Here is a 19,963-nt window from a genome sequence, read left to right as displayed (position 1 = left end):
CATCTCCCTCATAAATGTATAGTCTCATGATAGCACTTACCGTTAGTTATTGCTAACTTTTCTCAAATATTTTTCCCTATTTTAGTTTTCTCTAACAGGATCATACATGAAACTCTTTTCCCCAAGAGTCCTTGTACCAATAGATAAACTGACCGAGGAAACATATATCGCCAAAGGTACATTTTACAATCTGTTTGAAAGCAAGTCCGAGTTCATGTACCACATGATGATCCATGAGAGAACCCGTGCCAAGGAAAAACTCCTCTCCTATCTAAACAAATCCGGTAAATTAACAAGGGATTCCCTGCGCGACTACCTGAAGTGGTTGTCAGCAGAAAATCCCAATGTATTTGCCTATCTTACCGATGCTGAAAAGAAACGCCTCATTGCATCCTGGTCAGATAAATATATCGAAGACGAAGACAACGACAGTAAGACCATGCATATGTTGATCTCATTGCTGGAATCACCTTCAGATACCCCCGACTGGAAGCTTGCCTGCAACTATATGAAGCTCATCGCCATCAGCCTTGCCACAAAGAAGGTTTTTATAAAAGAAAACTATAACGCTATGATAGACTCTCTGATTGAGCAGATAGTAATTCTATTATGTGCCTAACTCCCTTGAGTCATCCTCTTATCCTTTTGACTGCCCAAAGAATATATCAGTGCCCCAATAGCAACTCCTATAGCACCGACAATAATTGTGAATGGCACATTTATTTGATCATCCAATATGCCAAATAGAATTTCACCGGCTGCAATCGATATTGAAGTCACCATTCCTATCACCGAAGTTACTCTTCCCAGATATTTTTCATCAATCCCGGTCTGGAGCAATATGCTTCCTGCCATCTGCATCGGTATGGCCTCTGCAATGGTCATACAATCCAGAATTGTAATAGCTATAACAGTTACATAAATAGGCAAAATATGTGCCACTCCCATATAGGCAAAGACTCCGATAAGTGCTATCTCTGCTGCTATAAGTTTTGTAGATGTTTTAAAAATCATATCAGGCTTAAGCTTCTGTACTATAGGAATTACCACTAACGGCACCCATATTGTGGTAGAAGCCGTGACAGAATTATATAAACCATACTGATATGTACCCAGTTGATACACTACCCTGAATAGATAGCAGATACTAACTGAAAATGTTGCTCCAAAAAAAGCATCAATAACAGGAAGCGCCACTATATATCTCCTCAAAAAGCTATTGCCTTTTATTACGTCAATTCCTTCTTTAAACTCATTCCAAAATGTAAATTCCTTCATTTCGCTTGTACTACTACAATCAGAGACAATACTTTTCTGTATCAGAGCTCCCAGAAAATCCAGAGTTCCAACTATAAGAAATGCCAGAGGCAAATTAAGCTTTGTATATATGAGCGCTGCAATCATTGGACTAAGCACAAATACAATGCCATCATCAGCTTTGGATACAGCAATAGCATCAGGAAGAATCTCCTTATCAACAAGCTTCGGGATTACAGCATTCTCTGCCGCTCCATAAAAAACTTCACCAATCTCCAATATAGTGACCAGTGCAAATATTCCTGCCACACTTATAGGCATGATTCTTGCTATCAGAAAAAATATAACCAAAACCACCGTTTCTCCAAGCAGAATGAAAGACATTGCCTTCATCCTATTGGCCCTATCTGAAATAACCCCTGCCAGAGGTGTGAGCAGCAGCCTTGGAAACAGTATTATTGACAGCATTGATGCAAATATTGTGGCTGAACCGGTTACATCCATGACGTATAATGCAAGAACATACTGCAAGATATTACTTGCAGCCATTGACCCTGCACTGGCAAACCAATATTTCCAATAATCCATCCCAAGTCTCTTAAGTTTTTTCATTACAAATCCCCCAACAATTTTAGAGCATGTTTTTCAGTTTTTCTCTAACTTAGCCTTCTTCGCCATAATCAAAAGTCCGGCAAACATCCACAAATTTCCTATACTGATCCAGGCAGCAGTAATTGCATTCCGAATTGCCGTTTCAGGAAGGAACTTAAACAGCATTACTGCAGCCATTCCAACCGCAGGGCAGAAAATCCAGCACCATTTAGGATATGGAGTCAGCCCTTTTGTGAAAGCTGCAATATGTGCCACATGTTGAATGATCCAGAATAGAAAGAACACTATCATTCCCGGCAAAAGAAAATATTTCCCGAATTTTACTGCTGCATCTACTGCAATCTCAGGTGCAGCATCGTTCATATACTTGTAAAAGAAGCAAGTGGACAAACAGGGAACGTGTACTCCACACCCTGCATATGCCAACACGCCTAGTATTCCTGTCCTGTACAGATGAGCATATTTCTGAGATTTAGTAACAATCAGCCGGTACACTCCAAAATAGCAAAGAGCCTCAAGCGGAATACCTATGAATCCTAAAAACGCTGACCAAAATATCCTGGCATCCGATAGTTGCAAATATGCCGATAGGAACCGTTCCATGCCTGTTTTAGAAGAGTCATGCAATCCATAACCTATAAGCACATCTCCCACAAGCACCATGCATGCAGCAAATATGCCAATTCTCATAAGCTTCTCTACTCTGTCCCAGTCCAACTTGTTATCAATTCCGATGTCATTAAACTTATCCATACATTCCGCCCTTAATGCTTTACCATTTAAATACTGCCAGTCTGTTGTTGATGTTCTTTCCAACGATAGCAAAAAGTTTTCCGCGTATTGAGTATTTCTTCATTTCTTCGTTATAATTCGTCTCAGACACAAGGCTCATCCTTGGTTCAAGATCCAGATATTCACGGCCTGACTTTGTTCCCCAGCCGAAAGAAGCATTAGTATGTTTCACAGCATCGTGATGGCTACCATTCTTTTCAAGGAACGGAGAATGAAGCTCCGCAAGAAGATATCCATGTTCGAAGCTGTCACAAAGCATGTTGATGCATGTCTTTACCTGGTCCTTGGAGAAATACTCGAGAACTCCTTCCATGACAACGATGGTCATATCTCTCTTAGGAAGCTGCCCGGTCCATGCTCCGTCAAGTGCACTCCCATTGAGCATTGTGCATCTGTCCCTGTCGGAGTATACCTTTCGCCTCTTCTCTATCTGATCCGGAAGATCCACGTCAAACCATGTGATCTTACCGTTATCTACCTGAGAGAACTTATCATCAAATCCGCAACCAAGATTTATGCAGAGAGCATTCGGGTACTTATCAATAAGCCTTTTCAACTCATTTTTGTATAGTATTGTTCTAGCCACTACGCCCTCATGTGATAAAAAGGGATCGTATTTACTAACATCAACTCCAAGCGCATCAATAATCTCTTTTGCCTTAAGATCGATTATCCTTGCGTTAGATCTTGCTGTCTCACTTGCCTTTATCGCAAGTGGAATAAGAGCTGTTTCCTGTACATCACCAAAAGTAAGTTCCATTGTCCACTCCTCCTTTTAAAATCGTTAGCTTTTGCTAACTCCAAATCATAGCATTCTCTTTCTCTCATGTCTATAGCCTTTACAACGACTTTGTGAGCCTGTAGTCACAACAGTCATCACCTTCAGCCACTGATTTAGTCCTTTTATAATCAACTCCCCTGAAGCCGTTCATGTATTCTTTATCCATGCAGCAGATCATCTGAACAGCTTCCGGAGTACCAAGTTCCCGTGCCTTATCATAAAGAGGACAGCTTACCACATCCATGAAGCACTGTTCTTTGGTAACTTTAAGGTTCTTTATTTCATATCCATCGCTCAGTTTTGCAGCAATTCTATCCATCCTATTCCACATGAGTGAAGGAATGCCCGGAAAAGCAGTAATCTTGCTAAAGATACCTTGTAGTCTGCGTCCCATCTTTGTTCCAAAGCCTCTTGTAACAGCCAAAGCTTCTTCGGGATAAAAATGTTCAACCGAACGATACAGTGCTACTGCTGGAAAGACATATGACACACTCGCCTTATCTGCGGTTGTTTCAGCATTCTTCAATCTGATAAATTCGCTTTCAGCATAATCCCATATGTCTTTAGCCTTAGCTTTTCCGTATTTCTCAGCCAATTCAGAATAAAAATGCTTGAACACAATAGATTTTTTAAGAGTATTGCTCATACAGACTGCTCTCCGTTGCTTCTTCATCCCCAACCTGTTACTTACTATACTTCATGATACTACTTATTGTTAGTTGTTGCTAACTTTTCTCAAAAATTTATCATTTCATTTTTCTCTTACAAGATCATACATAAAGCTCTTTTCCCCAAGCGTTCTTGTACCCACATGTTTCATGCCAATAAGGGCACCTTCTATAATCTGTTCGAAAATAAATCTGAATTCATGTACCACATGATGATTCACGAGAGAAACCGTGCCAAAGAAAAGCTCCTCTCCTATCTTAACGATTCCGGCAAACTAACAAAGGATTCTCTGCGTGACTACCTCAAATGGTTGTCAGCAGAAAATCCCAATGTGTTTGCTTTTCTAACCGATACCGAAAAAAAGCGCCTCATAGCATCCTAGTCAGACAAATATATAGAAGACAAAAGTAACGACAGTAAGACCATGCATATGCTGATCTCACTTCTTGAATCACCGGCAACGGAGCCCGACTGGAAGCTTGCCTGCAATTACATGAAGCTCATCGCCATCAGCCTTGCTACAAAAAAAGGTCTTCATCAAAGAAAATAACAACGTAATGGTTGACTCTCTGATTGAGCAGATCTTGAATATGCTATGTTCCTGACTTACCACTTACTCAAAGCTCTTTTCTTATTCAACCCATCAAACTTATGAACAGTCCTACAATCGCTGCCGGAATCAGTGCAAACAACAGCCCCGGCAAGCTTCGCGCATATGGTAAGAATAACTGTAAACATGATTATTCCACAGGACTTCGCCAGTACTACCTTTTTTGATTTATATGAAACATCCACTCTTTCATGTGTTTTGAAGTATTCTTCTTGAATATCAGACGGGTAATTATGGATACATGCCGGACTGTACATTTTTCCCCCATGAAAAGACACAAAAAGAATTGTTGTAAATAATACTGCAAATACTATCGCTTCAATTACCAATACATACCAAACCATGTTACCTGCTTCCCTCCCTCATAATACGACCATCATAATCCCTGCCAGTACAGCTGCAATAATAGGATTGCCTACAATTGTAATCAGCCACTTCACAATCTTCGTCTTTTTGGGGATGTAAGGCCTTAGATCTTCTGTTCCCGGAATAGCCCAGGCTTTTGTATGCTCTACCCAATACCAATCAATGAAGAATCTGTCGAACAGCCCTTCTGCCATTGTCATCGCATAAATTTGAAGAAATGGCACTATAAAACCTCTGGCTCCATTGATGCCATAAACTGACCAGAGCACAAAAGCAATCATTACTGTAAGCGTGCATAACTTGAATAACTTACCGTTCTTTTCAATCTGTGCCTTTGAGATAAGTCCCATCTCTACGACGCGATCCTGCACATCTTTTTCATATAAAAAAGCTCCCTGTTCTGTTCCATTTGCTATAACAACAACACATGGGAGAAATAGAATAAAGCAAACCACAATGCACTCTAATATTAGAACCATAGTCACCCCCATATTACCCTCAAACTGCCATTTCCCCATTCAAAATATTGTTTCCCTTAAAACAATGTACATATCCAGGCTGCAAGTGCTGATGCAGCCGGGAATATCACAAGAAGCTTCAGCAGCTGGCTCTTGATGTTATATCCATACTTTCTGTTCTTATAAACGCTTTCAACTTCCGGAAAATAGAACTGAAAAAACTGGAATTTCATGAGCAGGAAGTAGTCAAAGCAGATCATGTCATAAAGCTTGTAAACAGTGAATATAAAGACAAATCTGAAAAAGAACTGTCCAAACGTGTAACCACTCCTGAAACCGTCCCAGATTGAGATAAAGCCTACCCCCAGTATCATCAGAAAACTAAATATCATTAAAGTCCATCCGATTGTCCTGGCGCCGTAGAACAATTCTTTTTCCCTTGGCAAAATAGCCTCCTGCGCTTCTTTCGGTGCTGAAGAAAAGAACTTCTTATCCTGAATAAATGCTACGGCAGAAAACATCATCAGTGTTATAGCCACGCAGAATATTATTGTCAGAAATATAGTTAGAATCATCTCTTATCCCCCTGCCTTATGACCTTCTCAATCCCCCTCACAAACTTTTCCGGCTTAAATGGAGCCAGCCCTCCGTGGCCTGTGTCCTTGATCTTTCTAAATACTGTATGTGGAAAGATCTTTTTTATATATTCCACATCCCACTTTCTATCTTTTACCTCTTTTTCTGCAACCCAATATTCTATGTATTTACAGTCAGTATGGATATACTTCGGCATGGAATAATTGTTGCAGGATTCAAATGTCCTCCAGATTGTTTTAGCGCTAATCATCTTAAGGACCTTTGCTGCGTACTGCACATCTTCCTCTGACAGTTCATCAGTAGAAAAAGCTTTTTCCAACAGCTTTGTTCCACAAAGTTTTCCTGTGTATATCAACAAAAAATCCTTTATTGCTATCAATCTTGTAACGATCCAAGGAAGCTGATATGGAGTAATACCACCATCGATTACTGCACTCTGTATTGTCACTTTGTTGCCTGCAAGTATCCTGACTGCAATGCTTCCACCCATGGAGCAGCCGTAAAGACACGTCACATTGCTCAGTCCGTTCAGGTTCAGCCATTCTTCCAGTTCTGCTGAGATCTCTTCAACACTTGTGAAATCGCTCTTGTTGTCAGGGTCATACCCCGGAAGTGCAGGAATTATCAGATGGTATTTCTTTTCCAAAAGCGGAATCGTATACTCGAAGTAATCCCACATAACCACGGACGGATGTAGCAACACTATGACCTTATCATTATCTTTTCCAAATTCATGTATCGTCATTTTTCCTATCATTCCTCTCTTTTAAAGGTCACAAAGATGAGCCCTGCAAACAGAGCACATAATACTGCTCCTGTCAGCATCCATAGGGATAATCCATAATCAGTATTTGAAAGGATTCCATATATTGAAATAGGGATTCCAACTATTCCGCCCAGCGACAATGCTCCAAAGCCCCTGTGCAGCCTTGTCGCTGTAAGGATGCGGTTAAGCCCTGCCGCCCTCTCACTAATTAGTTCCAACACGCCAATCATCATGAAAATTGCTACTATGACAGAAAGTACGGCATACATATTCGCCTCTTGCCTCAAACATTTCACTGTACAAACGATCCATATTATCCAGCCTGCATTCCCCGGCAAATCATATATCATCCACTTAGCTGTGGATATCTCCGTTCTATATATCCCAATGCCAGGTTTCCACGGGATGCATCTGTTTACGTTTTTCTTATACTCAGCGTACTCCTCACCATATAAATCCAAAAGCCACTTCTCTTCCGTTTTTATAAGTGCAACTGTCATAATAATCCAGTCAACAATCGGAAAAAGTAGCAGCCATGCATTATGCCACATAAGGGTAATCCCAGATAGCGCAAACCACCAGCCGCTGTACATCGGGTTCCGTACCCATGAATAAATGCCAGTGGTCTGAAGCCTGTTCTCTGTTATAGAATCATCCATATCTGACCGGACAGCTCCTATATACCATACACCGATTCCCATTATTATGAGTAATGTACCAACCACTCGGAAAATAAGTATCCATGAATCATACAGAATTCCTATCTTAAGCACATAGCCAAACAAGATAATTCCTATTACATTGACCATAGCAATTCCATAAACAATATATGGCCCGACTCCAAAGAGCGGGAGTTTCTGCCCTTCCTTCATGTAGTTCTTTAACATTTTCTGATCACCTCATCATGACATGCAGGCCCATCTGATAAATCCGAATGTCTGATAAACTCTACATGCCGTGTAAGTCCCGAATAGGCTCTTGTATCTGTATTGCAGAATATTTTACAAAGCGGTCTTATCCCATAGGTTTCAAACATTTCGACATACATACACTTTGAAATTCTATATTCTACCTTGTCTCTGGTGACATTGAAATAATCATAGGTTATGCTGCCATCAGTCATTCGTTTTTCATGGTCGCCGATATTCCACTTTCTGGCAATATCAAAACTGTTCGGAAGTGCGTTGATTATTGCAATTATCACATTGAAAAATGTCCTTCTTGCTTCAAAACCAGCGTTTATATAATCCATGATATCTGTGTCAGAAAAGCCAAATTGCTTTAGTTCCAGACACATTGCAATTACCGCATATACATGAAGCGTACTTGTTGATGGATAAACATTGTGTTTCCTGAAATCATCAGAGGCATACATCTTAGAAAGTCGGACAGCGTATGCTTCAACTCTGTCATCGACATTATTAAGTCCAGTTTTTTCAATGGCCTTTCGATATATCTTTTTATAGGCTTTTATCTTTCTGTCCATCCCTTATCCTCCAACTTTACTGAGGATTCGCTATCTTATCAGGCACAATCCAGTAATCACAGATAAGTTCCTTTATACTTCATCATAAGATCATACTGCTCATTCATGTTCAGATTAGAAACGTCGCCCTGCTGAACCTTGCAGCGTCCCTTCTGTATCATGCCTGTGTTGTAAGCTGCTGCTTTTGCAACCGAAACATCTGAATAATCAATCGCCGTAACCTTAGAAGATGGATACTTCCGTAGCAACTCATGTGCATTTCTTCCACCACCGCATCCAACTTCAAGAATTTCTTCCGGTGCAATAGTTTTTAAATGTGCCATTCCCCAGTCGGCCATCTTCGCGTGCCCACTGTTCATGCCATTGACCATCATCTGTCCCAGGAAACCTTCTGGCTTTCTTATCTGACTTACAAAGTTTTTAAAAAGTCCCATAAATCATTTCCTCCCCATAAGAATCGCAGAACCTGTAAGAGCCATCCAGGTGGACTCACACTTGCTCATGAACATACCGTTAGTAGTATCAACAAGTTTTACTTCTTCGTAGCCCATATTTTTAAGCTTTTCTACAAAGCTTTCCATATCTCCATATTTTGCCTTGGACATAATATCGTGAATAGCAAATGTTCCGCCCTTCTTAAGGGTCCTTAGTGTTTCAAGAAGAATCGCCTGTCTGTCCTTACTTGATATGTTGTGATACACATAGTTACTTGTAACTGCATCAAAAGTCTCATCTGCAAAATCAAGCTTACAGGCATCCTCCTGCCTAAAAGATGTGTCATTTACACTTTCGGCAACAGAGTTACTTTCGCAGAGATTCTTACTGAATGAAGCATACTCTTTACCCCATCTGTCTATACCAATGATCTGAGCGCCTGGATTTTTCTTTGCACAGGCAATACTTAGAGCCCCGCTTCCACATCCAACATCAAGGCATTTACCGCCATCCGGGATTTTTACATAGGATGAAACACCTTCTATTATCTGCAATGACATCTGCAACTATCATTCTCTGTCTGGTTATTCTCATACCGCTCTCTTTTAAAGCCTCAACAATCTGCTCATTATTCATCATGCCATCACTTCCAGCCAAACATTATTTCGTTAGTTTCAACTAACCCATTCTCAAAAGAAAAGCCCGCACTAACCGGGTGTTTTTAATAGATATTTAATATCATGAAAATCATTATCAGTTATCTCAAATATTAGCATGCGCTAACTCCATTTTCAATAGTACTGCAGTATTTTTCTGTCTCATCTCCTATCCTTATTCAGCAAGATCTATTGCCCCACTCATCAAACCCGTCAGTAAGTGCATGGCTTGCTTTATCATATATACGCCATTCAACTCGATATTGATAATCTGCATCTCTAAGCACTTTTATCATTCTTGGAACAGCTTCATCTGAAGGCCACGCGTCATCATCTTTTGCTGCAAGAAGCGTGTAACCAGCCCCGGTCGATGCTGATGTCATGGCAATCTTATTGATGCCCTTTTCTTCTTTGAGCCATTTTACTGCTTTTTCCACATAATCAATCGGTATGGAAACAAGTTCTTTTGGAAGCCCCTTCCACATTTAGAACCCCAGCACAAGGACATTGTAACCCGCCTTGCGGAGGAATCTGCTCATGGATATACTTGTTTTTCACGTATAAATGTGACTTTTGGCACCTACATCATTCCATAATATCACTATTCGTTAGCATTAACTAACCCATTGTTTTGAAAAAAGCCAATATCAACGTTGATATATAGCTTTAATGATTTTATGTTATTCGAAAGCAGAAATCACAGCATTCATTTCCCCTGCCAAGTGTTCCTTTACGCTCAAAACAAACACCATTCTTCATGTTTCCAAATGATATATCATCCTGAACACAAACAGCAGGGCACACCTCTGGGCACCCAAGTTCACTGAAAACATTAACATATGGACAAGTCAAAAGATCATAACGTTTTTCATGATTATTATTACAATGCCACTTTCTCTTAAACCCCGCTTCCTCACTAAAAATCTTTCCTGTTATGAATCCTGCAACTTTCATAAAAACAGGCGCCGGTAATCTTTCTATTTTATTATGCTTTGAAATAGAAGCCGGTTTCATAGCTTCCGACAGAAGTTCAACAGCATCTTCTTTATTCATGAGTTTTACTAATTCCATGTAAAGAGACGATACAGCCACAGCTGCTAAAGTATGCTCTTTTTGTATCCCTCTTACTTGTTTAAATCGTTCTTTATATTTATCATATGACTCTGAAGCATTCTCGAACAGCTTCTCTGTCTGATCAAGCCCATACTTTTCAGATAATATTCTATATGTCTGCAACCATCCACAGGATTTTTGAATTGTATTAAATTTCCTAATATTCATCTTTTATTCTTTATACTGCTTGCGATAAGGCAGCTCAGATATTTTTAAATGGTTATCAGTCATTGCACAAGTTCTCCCTTATTATCGTCGATATCATAGATCGTACTCAAAGCGATTCGTTAATAACAGCTTTCAGCGTCTCAGAGGATTTCTCCAGTGCCTCTTTTTCCTGATCACTGAGCCTTATGGGCACAGCGCCTTCAACTCCGCTTCTTCCGACAATGGCAGGCATACTAAGAGCGACACCATCGATCCCGTTATCTCCATGCTGAATGCTGGAAATCGGAAGAATAGATTTTTCATCACGGATGATAGCTTCGCAGATACGCCTTACACTCATGGCAATTCCGTAATATGTAGCGCCTTTCTTTTCGATAATCTCATAAGCGCTGTTCTTTACATTCTCTGCGATCTCTTTCATGGCCTTTTCATGCTCAAAGTGCCCTCTCATCTCGCAGAAATCATGAATAGGAATTCCTGAAACATTAGCACTGCTCCATGCTGCAATCTCACTATCTCCATGCTCGCCTATGATAAATGCATGTACTGAACGGCTATCAACACTCAGATGCTCGCCAAGAAGATATTTAAATCTTGCTGTGTCCAGAACTGTTCCCGAACCAAAGACTCTGTTCTCAGGGAAGCCGCTCAGCTTGGCAGCGGCATATGTAAGAATATCAACAGGGTTCGCCACAATAAGGAGAATTCCGTCTTTATTGTATTTAGCTATCTCAGGTATAATAGCCTTAAAGATGCCAACATTCTTTTTCACAAGATCAAGCCTGGTCTCACCGGGCTTCTGTCCGGCTCCGGCAGTTACAACCACAACTGCAGCATCTCCGGCATCCTTATAATCTCCTGCATATATCTGCATTGGTTTTGCAAAAGGAAGTCCATGACTGATATCAAGGGCCTCTCCCTCGGCCTTCTCTCTATTCACATCGATCAGCACCATCTCTGAAAAGAGCCCACTCTCCATAAGGGCAAATGCCGATGCTGAACCGACAAATCCACAACCTACAACCGCTACTTTTCTTTCGTTTAATGCTGCCATCATGTACCTCCTTATTTTTCACTGCTTTCAGTATATACTCGCTCCTGTCATAAGCCCACGGATTTTCTGCTTGTTGGGAAATTTAATCAATTACCTCTCCGTTACGAGATATTGTCACAACCTGCCAGGGGAGGAACTTTCCACTGTTTCTTATAGCATTCTCTGCAGCTCTCTGGAGCCCGCCGCAGCAGGGTACTTCCATCCTTACGATAGTCACACCGGTAATATCGTTGTTTGAAATTATCTCTGTAAGCTTCTCTGTGTAATCACCTTCGTCAAGCTTGGGACATCCGATCATTGTAACCTTACCCTTCATGAATTCCTCATGCATATTTGCATAAGCATATGCTGTGCAGTCAGCTGCAATAAGGAGTTTTGCACCATTATAAAAATCAGCCTGCGTCGGCAGGAGTTTAATCTGACAAGGCCACTGCAGCAATCTTGAAGGATGTGAGCTCATCCCTGAGATCAAATCCTTTCCGGGATTACTGTTCTCCTGCGCGCTGCTCTTAAGCGTCATAAATCTTGAGCCGGGACAACCATGTCCTTCCAATCCTTTCTTCTCCTGTGCTGCCTTTACTGCTGCCTCATCATAAGCAGGGGCCTCCCTCTCTTCAAAAGAGATTGCTCCCATTGGACATCCCGGCAGACAGTCTCCAAAGCCATCGCAGAAATTCTCTCTTACAAGCTTTGCCTTTCCGTTTACAATATCAATGGCACCTTCGTGGCATGCATTAGCGCAGATGCCACAGCCGTTACATTTTTCTTCATCAATCTTAATTATCTTTCTTACCATCGTTAAACCTCTCTGTTTCATACTTATTTCTTGTTCCGATGGTGTCAGTATAATATACTGTTCATAACAAGTATGTTGTTTGAGCCACATTTGAGGTGATTTTTATGAACTATGAAGGAATAGAAAAAAGCAGACTTTTTCTGGGCATGACGGCAAAAGAGCTGTCTTCATGCCTTGCTTCTCTTGATGCTAATGAAAAGAAATATAAAAAAGATGATGTGATTCTCTACGCCGGAGAGCGCACCTCAAAGATAGGCATGGTACTCTCTGGCAGTGTAACTATCGAAAGTAATGACGTCTGGGGTAACTGCACTGTCTTAAGCCATGTTGGGCAAAATCAGTACTTTGCTGAAACCTATGCTCTTCTTGGCGAGGTCCTCCTGGTTGATGTCAGAGCAAATGAGGACTGCAGAATTCTCTTTTGCAATATCAAGAATCTACTTAACGATAATAAAAAGAGCTCTCCCTGGAAGGAAAAGCTCCTTAAAAATATCCTTATTATCTCATCTCAGAAAAACCTTGTCCTCTCCGGACGCAGCTTTCATACTTCTCCGAAAAGCTGCCGCGGACGTCTCCTGTCATACCTTAACGCTGTTGCGCTCCAGACCGGCACCAGAGAGTTTGACATTCCCTTCAACAGGCAACAGCTGGCCGATTACCTGAACCTTGAACGAACCAACATGTCAAAAGAACTATCTCACATGAAGGACGAAGGAATTATAGAATATAGGAAGAGTCATTTCAAACTTCTTGAGTCACCTTAATTTAGAAAAATGTTTTTGGAAATGTTCTCTTCTATATTCCTTTGGTGACATCCCTTCCTCTTTTGTAAAAAGAGTGGAAAAATGACTCTCATTGGCAAATCCCAGATACTCAGCAATATCCGTACATGAATACTCATTAAATGTCAGCAGATGTTTTGCTGCATTTAACTTCCTTGACCTGATGTATTCGGATACCGATACTCCGACTTCACGCTTAAAAACTGTTGATAGCCATGAAGCATTCATCTCCACCTCATCCGCGAGATCCTGAACCGTTATACGATCATGAAGATGATTATCGATGTAATTCATACATGCTATGACCTTCGGGGAAAGCTGCACACTTTTTGCCTTGAGTGCATGCATCCTCCTGGTATAATCGAGCATCATCTCCTCATAAACCTCTGTCACCTCATCAACAGTCTGGCATTTATCCATTTTCAGAATATAAAGATCAGATAATCCATATGATTCATCTGCCGGCATTCCTGCCTCTATACAGAACCTGCAGCAACTTGTAATGCTTGACACAAAAAGGTATTTTCTCTGCAACACCGGAGATTCTGACAGTTTGGGGAAAACTCTGCTTCGATGCTTTATCAGATTCTTTTTTACAGTTTTTATATCGCCATCTCTGACCGGTATGAAATCCCCCATTTCCTCATTAAGCGAAGGATGTACCACCCTGTTTTCCCTATTTTCAAATAAATACTGTGAAAGGGAACTATCCATTTTACTGAATACATTTTCATTCTGAAGCTTATCTTCATTTCTTCCCATATAAGACCTCATTTGCACCTGCAATCAGGCTCACCTCAACTTCCTATATGCCGTCTCAAGCATTCCTATATTCAATGCTGCAAACAAAAGCAGGTAAAAAGGCATGATCCATATGCCCATGAGCTGCTGCAGATGGCCGAATACCATAGGCATAAAAGTACTTCCAACGTACGCAGAAGCCATCTGAAGGCCTATTGCCGCTGCGCTGTATCTTTTTCCGAAGTTCGTCGGTGCCATGTGCTGGATAGCAGGATAAACCGGTCCCATTCCTGTTCCGATAACTACGAAACCGACAGCTGCAATCAAATACCCCGATGTCGGCATAAGGACTAGTAATATTCCGATAAGTTCTACTATTATCCCAATTCTTATAAGAAGCCTGTCTCCCAGCTTATTTGAAATAAAGCCTGATATAAGCCTTCCAAGCATAAGCCCACCAAAAATCAACGATCCAAAAGATGCTACCAGCTCCTTTGATAGTCCTGCTCTTGTTCCTGCAAAATAGCTTGGTGTCCAAAGAAAACATGTTGCCTCGCCTGAGCAATATGCAAAGAACGCAATCAATGTCAGAACCACTCCCGGAACTGTTAATGTTTCTCTTATCCCGGCACTGTTTTTGATTTCTTTTTCGTCACTTTCGGACTCATTCTTTTTCCAGAGAGGCAGGGACAAAATACATACAAGAAGTATTCCAATCTGAACAAAAGCAGTCCATCTGTATCCCTCATTCCATCTGGCATATTTAAGTGCAAGCGCCATGATGGAAGGGCTGATAACCGCTCCCACTCCATAGAAGCAATGAAGGAAATTCATCACCGATCCGGAAAAATTATTAGCAACATAATGATTTACAGAAGCGTCTATTGCGCCTGCACCAAGGCCATAGGGGATTGCAAACAAAAACAGCATATAGTAATGCCTTGAAACCGAAAATCCCAAAAGTCCAAAAACTGTCAGCAATATAGAAAAAATCACAATCCACTTCGTATGAAATCTCTTTATAATCTTGGGACTAAAAAGTGCTGAAATAATAGTCATAAAGGATATCGTCATCGACACATATCCCGCATATGACGAGGGAACACCAAATGCTCCCTGCATTACAGGCCATCCGGAACCCAAGAGCGAATCCGGAAGCCCGAGGCTTATGAAAATTAGGTAAATTACTGCCAGTAAAAGTGATGCCATATAGTTAATACTCCAAATCTGTTATCTCAATATTTTATATGCTCAAAATCCTGATTTTCTCTGAGCTTTGCCTCTTCCTCGAGGTCATCTTTTTCTATCTTTCTGTCTCTATAGTAGTACTCGTAGTCCTTATCGTCTATCTCACGAAGAGCCTTGCAGGGCCAAACATAAAACCCTTTTTTCAGAGCTTATCTACTTTACTTACTAACTCCCCTATTTTTTCAATGCAGCATTTTACTATATCTCCCTGCTGCAAAAACTTAGGAGGATTGAATCCCATCCCAACTCCGCCGGGAGTTCCTGTTGCAATGACAGTTCCTGCTTTTAGCGTCATTCCCTGGGACAATTCTGAAATTGCTTCTTCCACTGTCGTGATCATACATGCCGTATTACTGCTCTGTCTTTTTTCATCATTAACAAAGCATTCAATACTAAGATTATGGGCATCGCCAATTTCATCTGCAGTAACAATGCAAGGTCCCATTGGCGTGTAACCATCAAGGCTTTTTCCTCTATACCACTGTTGATGCTTTAGCTGTATATTTCTGGCACTTACATCATTAATTATGGTATAACCAAAAATGTAATCAGCCGCCTCTTCTGTTGATATTTGAAAAGCATCTATTTTCAGAATAACTCCAAGCTCTACTTCATAGTCCAGACTATCTACAAAATCATAGACAGGAATAGTTCCATCGGGATCATTACATCTGTTAACACGCTTAGAAAAATAAACCGAATCCTGTTTCTTTGTAAAATCCACTACATCCACAGTTTCATCAATATGTTCCTTATAATTTACCCCAAGGCATATGATATCCTGCTGTGGAACAGGAATAGGTGCCAAAACCCTATAATTTTCTAATTCTCTACCGATGCTGATATTTTTATCAATCTCTCCTCTAAGCTTATCAAATCTCTTAATAAGCTCATTGATATCTGAAATCTTAATCCCCATGGAATCAAGTGTAACAAGCTTTTTATCCTTGTTTTCTACCGCTACGTATTCGTTACTATTTACTTCAACTGTATATAATCTCATTACTGTCTCCCTTAAACTGTCATTTCCATAAATTCATCTATTGTCTTAAGCACAGGCTCTGCGTATTCTTTACCGCCAAACAGCCACTGTTCATGCTGCATGTTGAATTCCCTGATATCCGGATTATGGAAATACTTCTTATAACGTTTTAAGTACTTCTCCCCCATCTTGTTTGCATAGATAAAATGAGCTCTTGTATGCTCTACATTGATATCATCCTCAAGATGTGTCAGGAGGTCAGTGTAATACTCATTCTTAATGGACTCGGGATTGAACTTGGAAAAGCAGTTCATGAATTTCTCGGCATTTTCATCATCCATTTCGAATATCTTCTTTAGCTTTTCTTTTGATTTATATCGTTTCTTCTCACTGCCTGTAAAGCTGGTAAGAAGAGGTACAACAAGCATCGACTGAAGTTTCGCTGATACCTTACCGCTCTGATCGAGATCGGGGCTGCCAAAAATTGCATGGTCTATATGCACGTTCTTTCGCATCACAAGCTGACCCACAAAACTGGAACCAAGAGAAGATCCAATAGCTCCATCAAGCCTGCCATTATGTTTCTCAATGATATATTTCTCAATTTTCTCAGTCACTGTTATCATATCAGGAAAGATATCATCACTTCCATCAAAACCATCATAATTCACACATATAAGATGATACTTTTCAGATAAGCTATCGATTACCGTTCCAAAGTTTGTCTGCCAATCACAGCATGTTCCCGGCAGTAACATTAATGTCTTTCCTGACATATTCCCCATCTCTTCAAATTGCATTTATCTCTCCTCCTAATCAATTTCTCAAAATAATGAACATATCCAGGGGTGATACCACCATCTATTACGGCACTCTGTATTTTCACTATGTTGTTCGCAAGCATCCTAACTTTTTCATTCTCCTGCCCAAATTCGTGTATAGTCATTTTTCTACACCAATCTTACATTCTGCATACATTAAAGGTATCGTTGATGGTAACAGATTTGAGTAAACGGCTGTAAATCCATTGTCTCTGAGGAATTCCAGATATCCGTTTGTATCCTTTTCAAGGTCTATCCACGCTTGAGGAATATCGCCATATTCCTCAATGTATTCCTTGAAATCTCTGTTGAGTGCACTCATCTCATCGATTGCATTCATGGCATGATCTGAAGTGCAGAGTTTGCCAAGTTTTGTTGCGAAAATGAACTGGTAAAACGGGATATATTTCTTCTTGAACTTGGGATTTCTGAAGTCTTTATCTGAATCAGGCATTATTTCATGCCCGTTGTCTTCCAATATTGCGTAGGCCGCGATAGTTGCGTCCATGATCCTGTTGATGTAGGCTTTGTCACTCTTAAGTTTTTTAATGTCTCCGTTCGCATAATAGCAGGCAAATGCTATTGGAATAACTGATGCCGCATGGCACAGAAGCCAATCTGTCATGTTAGGTTCATAAACGACTTTGAAGTTTGTTCCGGAAAAGACATTTCTTATAAAAGCCTCCCCCGATGGATTTCCTTCCTATAATTTCAAGCTCAAATTTCAGTATTTATGAGCTTTTTGTTTGTTGATATACCTCTTTAACAGGAGCCAGAGGTGATGAATAGTCATATATCATATACTGAATAGCTGATTGAAGGTAGCACTAATAAAGCATCCCTTTGTTTGCTCTATAAAGGCTATTTTCCCTTTGATCAACCATGATGGTGAACCTTCCGTGTCTAAAGGGATCGTGTCCCAACTTCCTTCGTCCCACCTATTCATACACCAAGTGCCAGCAAAGCTTTCAAACAGGGTCTATGCCCTATGGAGAGAACTCCCGCCAGCTACAGCTCTTGTTTGTCTTTGGTACTTACTAACTGACCTATTATGTCTTGAATGGTACCGGCAAACGGTGGACGCAATCCATCAAAGACATATGTTGGTAGTTTTTGTAGGAGATTCCCCCTACTGTTAATGGGTTACCATCCGGAACCCTGCTCAGCTATCGAACTGTATTCAACAGCTCGGCAGGATTCCGGAAATGTGATTCTTACTTATGCAGCTACTATCTCAGCATTCTCAAATCTCTTGATATCATCAAGCATCTTTTGAGGGTCATAAGTAACGCCTTTCTTGAGGATTGCATATATAATCCTCAGAAGCTTACACGCTATGACTATCAGCGACTGCATCTTCTTTAGCGGATTCTTGGGCCGTGTAGTGTAGTACTCATGTATCAACTGGAATTCTTCAGCATGAGCCACAACTGATTTAGCTCCTTGGAACAGCCAGGTTCGCAGTTCTTTGCGTCCTCTGTGGCTTATCTTTGTTTCGCCATTATGCTTGCCCGAACTGCATGCAACAAGGTTTAATCCACTTAGTTTCTGTATTTCCTTAACATCGTCAAATCTATCAATATCCCCCATTGAAGATATGATCCCTGCAACTATGTTCTGACCCAGACCAGATATTTCAAGAATGTTTTCAGCGTGTGGTATTTCCATACACTTCGTATTTATAGCTGCCTCTATTGTGGTCAGCTTTTCATCTAGAGAGAGCATTTCTTCCACAAACCATCTGACAGCTTCTCTGTCGTATTCTGCGCCTTCATTTCTTCCCACGCTTGTACTGGCATATCTGAATAGTTCAGCTGCCCTGCTATAGCCGCGTCCTCTTAGCTTAGCATTGTGCCAAATCTCTCTTATGCCATCTTCACCCAATGCAACTATGTCCTTTGGAAATGGTGCAATCTTTAATACTTCTAAAGCAAAACTTCCATCCACTCTTCCAAATGCGTCCTTATATTCAGGAAAGTGTATTTTCATTAGCCTGTGCATCCTGTTTGCACAACGGATCCTATTCTCGGTAAGCTGACTCCTTAGAAGCGAGAGACTACGCAGATCTGCGTATATGCCCTCTGGAAGATATGGCATACCATAGTTTCCGTTCATTACCAGATTTGCTATTACTTTGGGATCTTTTCTGTCATCCTTTAACTGGCTGTTGTCTTCAACCTCCTTTGTCTGCTTGACTGCATATGGATTTACCTGTACAACACTGATACCATTGCTTATAAGCCATGTCGCTATACAGAACCAGTAATGACCTGTAGGCTCAAGTCCTAATACTATCTGCTTTTTGCCATTTACTGCAGCAAGCTCAACCATCCATGCCTTTGCAGCTTCAAATCCTTCTTCATTATTCGTGAATGAAAATGGTTTTTTGCTGAGTTCTCTGCCTCGTATATCTATAGCTCTCAGATAATGAGTTTCACTGCCTATATCGCATCCTACTATAAGCATGTCCTCCGATATAAAAGAGAGCTTGGCATTCTTATCAAACTTTCCTGATGCTTCCAGATCATGCCAGGTCTTAGCCTGCATTGTCTTGAGAAGATCATCGATTCTTGACTGTCTTTCTTCGGCTGATAAAGTGTTTATCACCGAGAAAGCTTTGTTTACTTGATTTTTGTTTTCATTTGCTTTAGCATTCATGTAAGATACCTCTTGTAGTTTTGGATTATTACCAACTGCCAGGTCAGTAACAATCCAACTTTACTTGAGGTATTCTTTTTAGGTCAATCCCTGTTTAAATCATACAGGAAGCTTT

The 19,963-nt window shown here is 40.6% G+C and carries 26 protein-coding genes; 4 read left to right on the top strand and 22 right to left on the bottom strand.

Features of this window, described 5'->3' with window-relative positions:
* Positions 1–106 precede the first annotated feature (106 nt).
* A complete protein-coding gene (locus tag G630_RS0105010) occupies positions 107–619 on the top strand; it encodes a hypothetical protein (RefSeq protein WP_026497943.1) in 513 nt (170 codons plus the stop codon).
* Here the strand turns inward: G630_RS0105010 and G630_RS0105005 are convergent.
* From G630_RS0105005 to G630_RS0104990, 4 genes are all read right to left on the bottom strand, one after another.
* Positions 616–1,869: an MFS transporter gene (locus G630_RS0105005; RefSeq protein ID WP_026497942.1), complete on the bottom strand. Its 1,254-nt coding sequence runs from the start codon at positions 1,867–1,869 to the stop codon at positions 616–618. The two genes, G630_RS0105010 and G630_RS0105005, sit on opposite strands and share 4 nt — an antisense overlap.
* A gap of 33 nt (positions 1,870–1,902) precedes the next feature.
* On the bottom strand, positions 1,903–2,622 hold the full coding sequence (locus tag G630_RS0105000; protein WP_026497941.1) for a DUF6796 family protein: 720 nt from the start codon (positions 2,620–2,622) through the stop codon (positions 1,903–1,905).
* A 19-nt stretch (positions 2,623–2,641) separates the two neighbouring features.
* On the bottom strand, positions 2,642–3,421 hold the full coding sequence (locus G630_RS0104995; protein ID WP_026497940.1) for a class I SAM-dependent methyltransferase: 780 nt from the start codon (positions 3,419–3,421) through the stop codon (positions 2,642–2,644).
* A gap of 79 nt (positions 3,422–3,500) precedes the next feature.
* Positions 3,501–4,088: an L-2-amino-thiazoline-4-carboxylic acid hydrolase gene (locus tag G630_RS0104990; RefSeq protein ID WP_026497939.1), complete on the bottom strand. Its 588-nt coding sequence runs from the start codon at positions 4,086–4,088 to the stop codon at positions 3,501–3,503.
* Positions 4,089–4,253: 165 nt separating this feature from the next.
* On the opposite strand from G630_RS0104990, the gene G630_RS25000 reads away from it, so the two are divergent.
* Positions 4,254–4,493 carry a hypothetical protein gene (locus G630_RS25000; protein ID WP_026497938.1) on the top strand — a complete coding sequence of 80 codons (240 nt, stop codon included), beginning with the start codon at positions 4,254–4,256 and terminating at the stop codon, positions 4,491–4,493.
* A gap of 269 nt (positions 4,494–4,762) precedes the next feature.
* A complete protein-coding gene (locus G630_RS25580) occupies positions 4,763–4,888 on the top strand; it encodes a hypothetical protein (RefSeq protein WP_256379735.1) in 126 nt (41 codons plus the stop codon).
* Positions 4,889–5,083: 195 nt separating this feature from the next.
* On the opposite strand, the gene G630_RS0104970 is transcribed toward G630_RS25580, so the two are convergent.
* The 11 genes from G630_RS0104970 to G630_RS0104920 all read right to left on the bottom strand — a co-directional run bounded on the left by G630_RS0104970 (position 5,084) and on the right by G630_RS0104920 (position 12,616).
* Positions 5,084–5,566: a hypothetical protein gene (locus G630_RS0104970; RefSeq protein ID WP_242829906.1), complete on the bottom strand. Its 483-nt coding sequence runs from the start codon at positions 5,564–5,566 to the stop codon at positions 5,084–5,086.
* 56 nt (positions 5,567–5,622) lie between these two features.
* Positions 5,623–6,120 (bottom strand): hypothetical protein, encoded by a 498-nt coding sequence (locus G630_RS0104965; RefSeq protein ID WP_026497936.1) that lies wholly within the window; start codon positions 6,118–6,120, stop codon positions 5,623–5,625.
* Positions 6,117–6,899, bottom strand: a complete 783-nt coding sequence (locus tag G630_RS0104960) for an alpha/beta hydrolase (protein ID WP_330363762.1) — start codon at positions 6,897–6,899, stop codon at positions 6,117–6,119. Before G630_RS0104960 ends, G630_RS0104965 begins: the two co-directional genes overlap by 4 nt.
* Positions 6,896–7,795 carry a methyltransferase family protein gene (locus G630_RS24125; RefSeq protein ID WP_081667807.1) on the bottom strand — a complete coding sequence of 300 codons (900 nt, stop codon included), beginning with the start codon at positions 7,793–7,795 and terminating at the stop codon, positions 6,896–6,898. The genes G630_RS0104960 and G630_RS24125 overlap by 4 nt, the downstream gene beginning before the upstream one ends.
* On the bottom strand, positions 7,789–8,394 hold the full coding sequence (locus tag G630_RS0104950; protein WP_026497934.1) for an L-2-amino-thiazoline-4-carboxylic acid hydrolase: 606 nt from the start codon (positions 8,392–8,394) through the stop codon (positions 7,789–7,791). Before G630_RS0104950 ends, G630_RS24125 begins: the two co-directional genes overlap by 7 nt.
* A 56-nt stretch (positions 8,395–8,450) precedes the next feature.
* Entirely contained in the window at positions 8,451–8,828 is a 378-nt protein-coding gene (locus G630_RS20775) for a class I SAM-dependent methyltransferase (RefSeq protein ID WP_049946101.1), read from the bottom strand.
* A 3-nt stretch (positions 8,829–8,831) separates the two neighbouring features.
* On the bottom strand, positions 8,832–9,389 hold the full coding sequence (locus G630_RS20770; RefSeq protein ID WP_081667806.1) for a class I SAM-dependent methyltransferase: 558 nt from the start codon (positions 9,387–9,389) through the stop codon (positions 8,832–8,834).
* A gap of 275 nt (positions 9,390–9,664) precedes the next feature.
* Positions 9,665–9,970, bottom strand: a complete 306-nt coding sequence (locus G630_RS0104935) for a hypothetical protein (protein WP_026497933.1) — start codon at positions 9,968–9,970, stop codon at positions 9,665–9,667.
* A 190-nt stretch (positions 9,971–10,160) separates the two neighbouring features.
* Positions 10,161–10,766, bottom strand: coding sequence for an L-2-amino-thiazoline-4-carboxylic acid hydrolase (locus G630_RS23375; RefSeq protein WP_081667805.1), 606 nt, complete (start codon positions 10,764–10,766; stop codon positions 10,161–10,163).
* A gap of 106 nt (positions 10,767–10,872) precedes the next feature.
* A complete protein-coding gene (locus G630_RS0104925; protein ID WP_026497932.1) occupies positions 10,873–11,820 on the bottom strand; it encodes an L-lactate dehydrogenase in 948 nt (315 codons plus the stop codon).
* An 82-nt stretch (positions 11,821–11,902) separates the two neighbouring features.
* The gene (locus G630_RS0104920) at positions 11,903–12,616 is read right to left on the bottom strand and encodes an ATP-binding protein (protein WP_022763422.1); all 714 of its coding nucleotides are present in this window, start codon (positions 12,614–12,616) and stop codon (positions 11,903–11,905) included.
* A gap of 104 nt (positions 12,617–12,720) precedes the next feature.
* Between G630_RS0104920 and G630_RS0104915 the strand changes: the two genes are divergently transcribed.
* A complete protein-coding gene (locus G630_RS0104915; RefSeq protein WP_026497931.1) occupies positions 12,721–13,380 on the top strand; it encodes a Crp/Fnr family transcriptional regulator in 660 nt (219 codons plus the stop codon).
* Here the strand turns inward: G630_RS0104915 and G630_RS20760 are convergent.
* The 7 genes from G630_RS20760 to G630_RS0104885 form a co-directional block, all read right to left on the bottom strand.
* Entirely contained in the window at positions 13,372–14,160 is a 789-nt protein-coding gene (locus G630_RS20760; RefSeq protein WP_049946099.1) for a helix-turn-helix domain-containing protein, read from the bottom strand. The genes G630_RS0104915 and G630_RS20760 overlap by 9 nt on opposite strands.
* A gap of 30 nt (positions 14,161–14,190) precedes the next feature.
* On the bottom strand, positions 14,191–15,348 hold the full coding sequence (locus tag G630_RS0104905) for an MFS transporter (RefSeq protein WP_026497930.1): 1,158 nt from the start codon (positions 15,346–15,348) through the stop codon (positions 14,191–14,193).
* A gap of 181 nt (positions 15,349–15,529) precedes the next feature.
* Entirely contained in the window at positions 15,530–16,390 is an 861-nt protein-coding gene (locus G630_RS0104900) for a fumarylacetoacetate hydrolase family protein (protein ID WP_022763426.1), read from the bottom strand.
* An 11-nt stretch (positions 16,391–16,401) separates the two neighbouring features.
* Entirely contained in the window at positions 16,402–17,169 is a 768-nt protein-coding gene (locus tag G630_RS20755) for an alpha/beta fold hydrolase (protein ID WP_044958757.1), read from the bottom strand.
* Positions 17,127–17,315, bottom strand: a complete 189-nt coding sequence (locus tag G630_RS24995) for a hypothetical protein (RefSeq protein WP_196805752.1) — start codon at positions 17,313–17,315, stop codon at positions 17,127–17,129. Before G630_RS24995 ends, G630_RS20755 begins: the two co-directional genes overlap by 43 nt.
* Positions 17,312–17,815 (bottom strand): hypothetical protein, encoded by a 504-nt coding sequence (locus G630_RS20750; protein WP_049946098.1) that lies wholly within the window; start codon positions 17,813–17,815, stop codon positions 17,312–17,314. The genes G630_RS24995 and G630_RS20750 overlap by 4 nt, the downstream gene beginning before the upstream one ends.
* A 593-nt stretch (positions 17,816–18,408) precedes the next feature.
* Positions 18,409–19,848 (bottom strand): IS110 family transposase, encoded by a 1,440-nt coding sequence (locus G630_RS0104885; RefSeq protein WP_081667803.1) that lies wholly within the window; start codon positions 19,846–19,848, stop codon positions 18,409–18,411.
* Positions 19,849–19,963 lie beyond the last annotated feature (115 nt).

The sequence above is a fragment of the Butyrivibrio sp. WCD2001 genome (genome assembly GCF_000424485.1).
GTDB lineage: Bacteria > Bacillota > Clostridia > Lachnospirales > Lachnospiraceae > Butyrivibrio.
This window is presented reverse-complemented; position numbering and strand designations above follow the sequence as displayed.

Coding starts and splice junctions, on each gene's coding strand:
- G630_RS0105010 (WP_026497943.1), top strand. CDS start 107: ATGAAACTCTTTTCCCCAAGAGTCCTTGTACCAATAGATAAACTGACC.
- G630_RS0105005 (WP_026497942.1), bottom strand. CDS start 1,869: ATGAAAAAACTTAAGAGACTTGGGATGGATTATTGGAAATATTGGTTT.
- G630_RS0105000 (WP_026497941.1), bottom strand. CDS start 2,622: ATGGATAAGTTTAATGACATCGGAATTGATAACAAGTTGGACTGGGAC.
- G630_RS0104995 (WP_026497940.1), bottom strand. CDS start 3,421: ATGGAACTTACTTTTGGTGATGTACAGGAAACAGCTCTTATTCCACTT.
- G630_RS0104990 (WP_026497939.1), bottom strand. CDS start 4,088: ATGAGCAATACTCTTAAAAAATCTATTGTGTTCAAGCATTTTTATTCT.
- G630_RS25000 (WP_026497938.1), top strand. CDS start 4,254: ATGTTTCATGCCAATAAGGGCACCTTCTATAATCTGTTCGAAAATAAA.
- G630_RS25580 (WP_256379735.1), top strand. CDS start 4,763: ATGAACAGTCCTACAATCGCTGCCGGAATCAGTGCAAACAACAGCCCC.
- G630_RS0104970 (WP_242829906.1), bottom strand. CDS start 5,566: ATGGTTCTAATATTAGAGTGCATTGTGGTTTGCTTTATTCTATTTCTC.
- G630_RS0104965 (WP_026497936.1), bottom strand. CDS start 6,120: ATGATTCTAACTATATTTCTGACAATAATATTCTGCGTGGCTATAACA.
- G630_RS0104960 (WP_330363762.1), bottom strand. CDS start 6,899: ATGATAGGAAAAATGACGATACATGAATTTGGAAAAGATAATGATAAG.
- G630_RS24125 (WP_081667807.1), bottom strand. CDS start 7,795: ATGTTAAAGAACTACATGAAGGAAGGGCAGAAACTCCCGCTCTTTGGA.
- G630_RS0104950 (WP_026497934.1), bottom strand. CDS start 8,394: ATGGACAGAAAGATAAAAGCCTATAAAAAGATATATCGAAAGGCCATT.
- G630_RS20775 (WP_049946101.1), bottom strand. CDS start 8,828: ATGGGACTTTTTAAAAACTTTGTAAGTCAGATAAGAAAGCCAGAAGGT.
- G630_RS20770 (WP_081667806.1), bottom strand. CDS start 9,389: ATGTCATTGCAGATAATAGAAGGTGTTTCATCCTATGTAAAAATCCCG.
- G630_RS0104935 (WP_026497933.1), bottom strand. CDS start 9,970: ATGTGGAAGGGGCTTCCAAAAGAACTTGTTTCCATACCGATTGATTAT.
- G630_RS23375 (WP_081667805.1), bottom strand. CDS start 10,766: ATGAATATTAGGAAATTTAATACAATTCAAAAATCCTGTGGATGGTTG.
- G630_RS0104925 (WP_026497932.1), bottom strand. CDS start 11,820: ATGGCAGCATTAAACGAAAGAAAAGTAGCGGTTGTAGGTTGTGGATTT.
- G630_RS0104920 (WP_022763422.1), bottom strand. CDS start 12,616: ATGGTAAGAAAGATAATTAAGATTGATGAAGAAAAATGTAACGGCTGT.
- G630_RS0104915 (WP_026497931.1), top strand. CDS start 12,721: ATGAACTATGAAGGAATAGAAAAAAGCAGACTTTTTCTGGGCATGACG.
- G630_RS20760 (WP_049946099.1), bottom strand. CDS start 14,160: ATGGGAAGAAATGAAGATAAGCTTCAGAATGAAAATGTATTCAGTAAA.
- G630_RS0104905 (WP_026497930.1), bottom strand. CDS start 15,348: ATGGCATCACTTTTACTGGCAGTAATTTACCTAATTTTCATAAGCCTC.
- G630_RS0104900 (WP_022763426.1), bottom strand. CDS start 16,390: ATGAGATTATATACAGTTGAAGTAAATAGTAACGAATACGTAGCGGTA.
- G630_RS20755 (WP_044958757.1), bottom strand. CDS start 17,169: ATGCAATTTGAAGAGATGGGGAATATGTCAGGAAAGACATTAATGTTA.
- G630_RS24995 (WP_196805752.1), bottom strand. CDS start 17,315: ATGACTATACACGAATTTGGGCAGGAGAATGAAAAAGTTAGGATGCTT.
- G630_RS20750 (WP_049946098.1), bottom strand. CDS start 17,815: ATGACAGATTGGCTTCTGTGCCATGCGGCATCAGTTATTCCAATAGCA.
- G630_RS0104885 (WP_081667803.1), bottom strand. CDS start 19,848: ATGAATGCTAAAGCAAATGAAAACAAAAATCAAGTAAACAAAGCTTTC.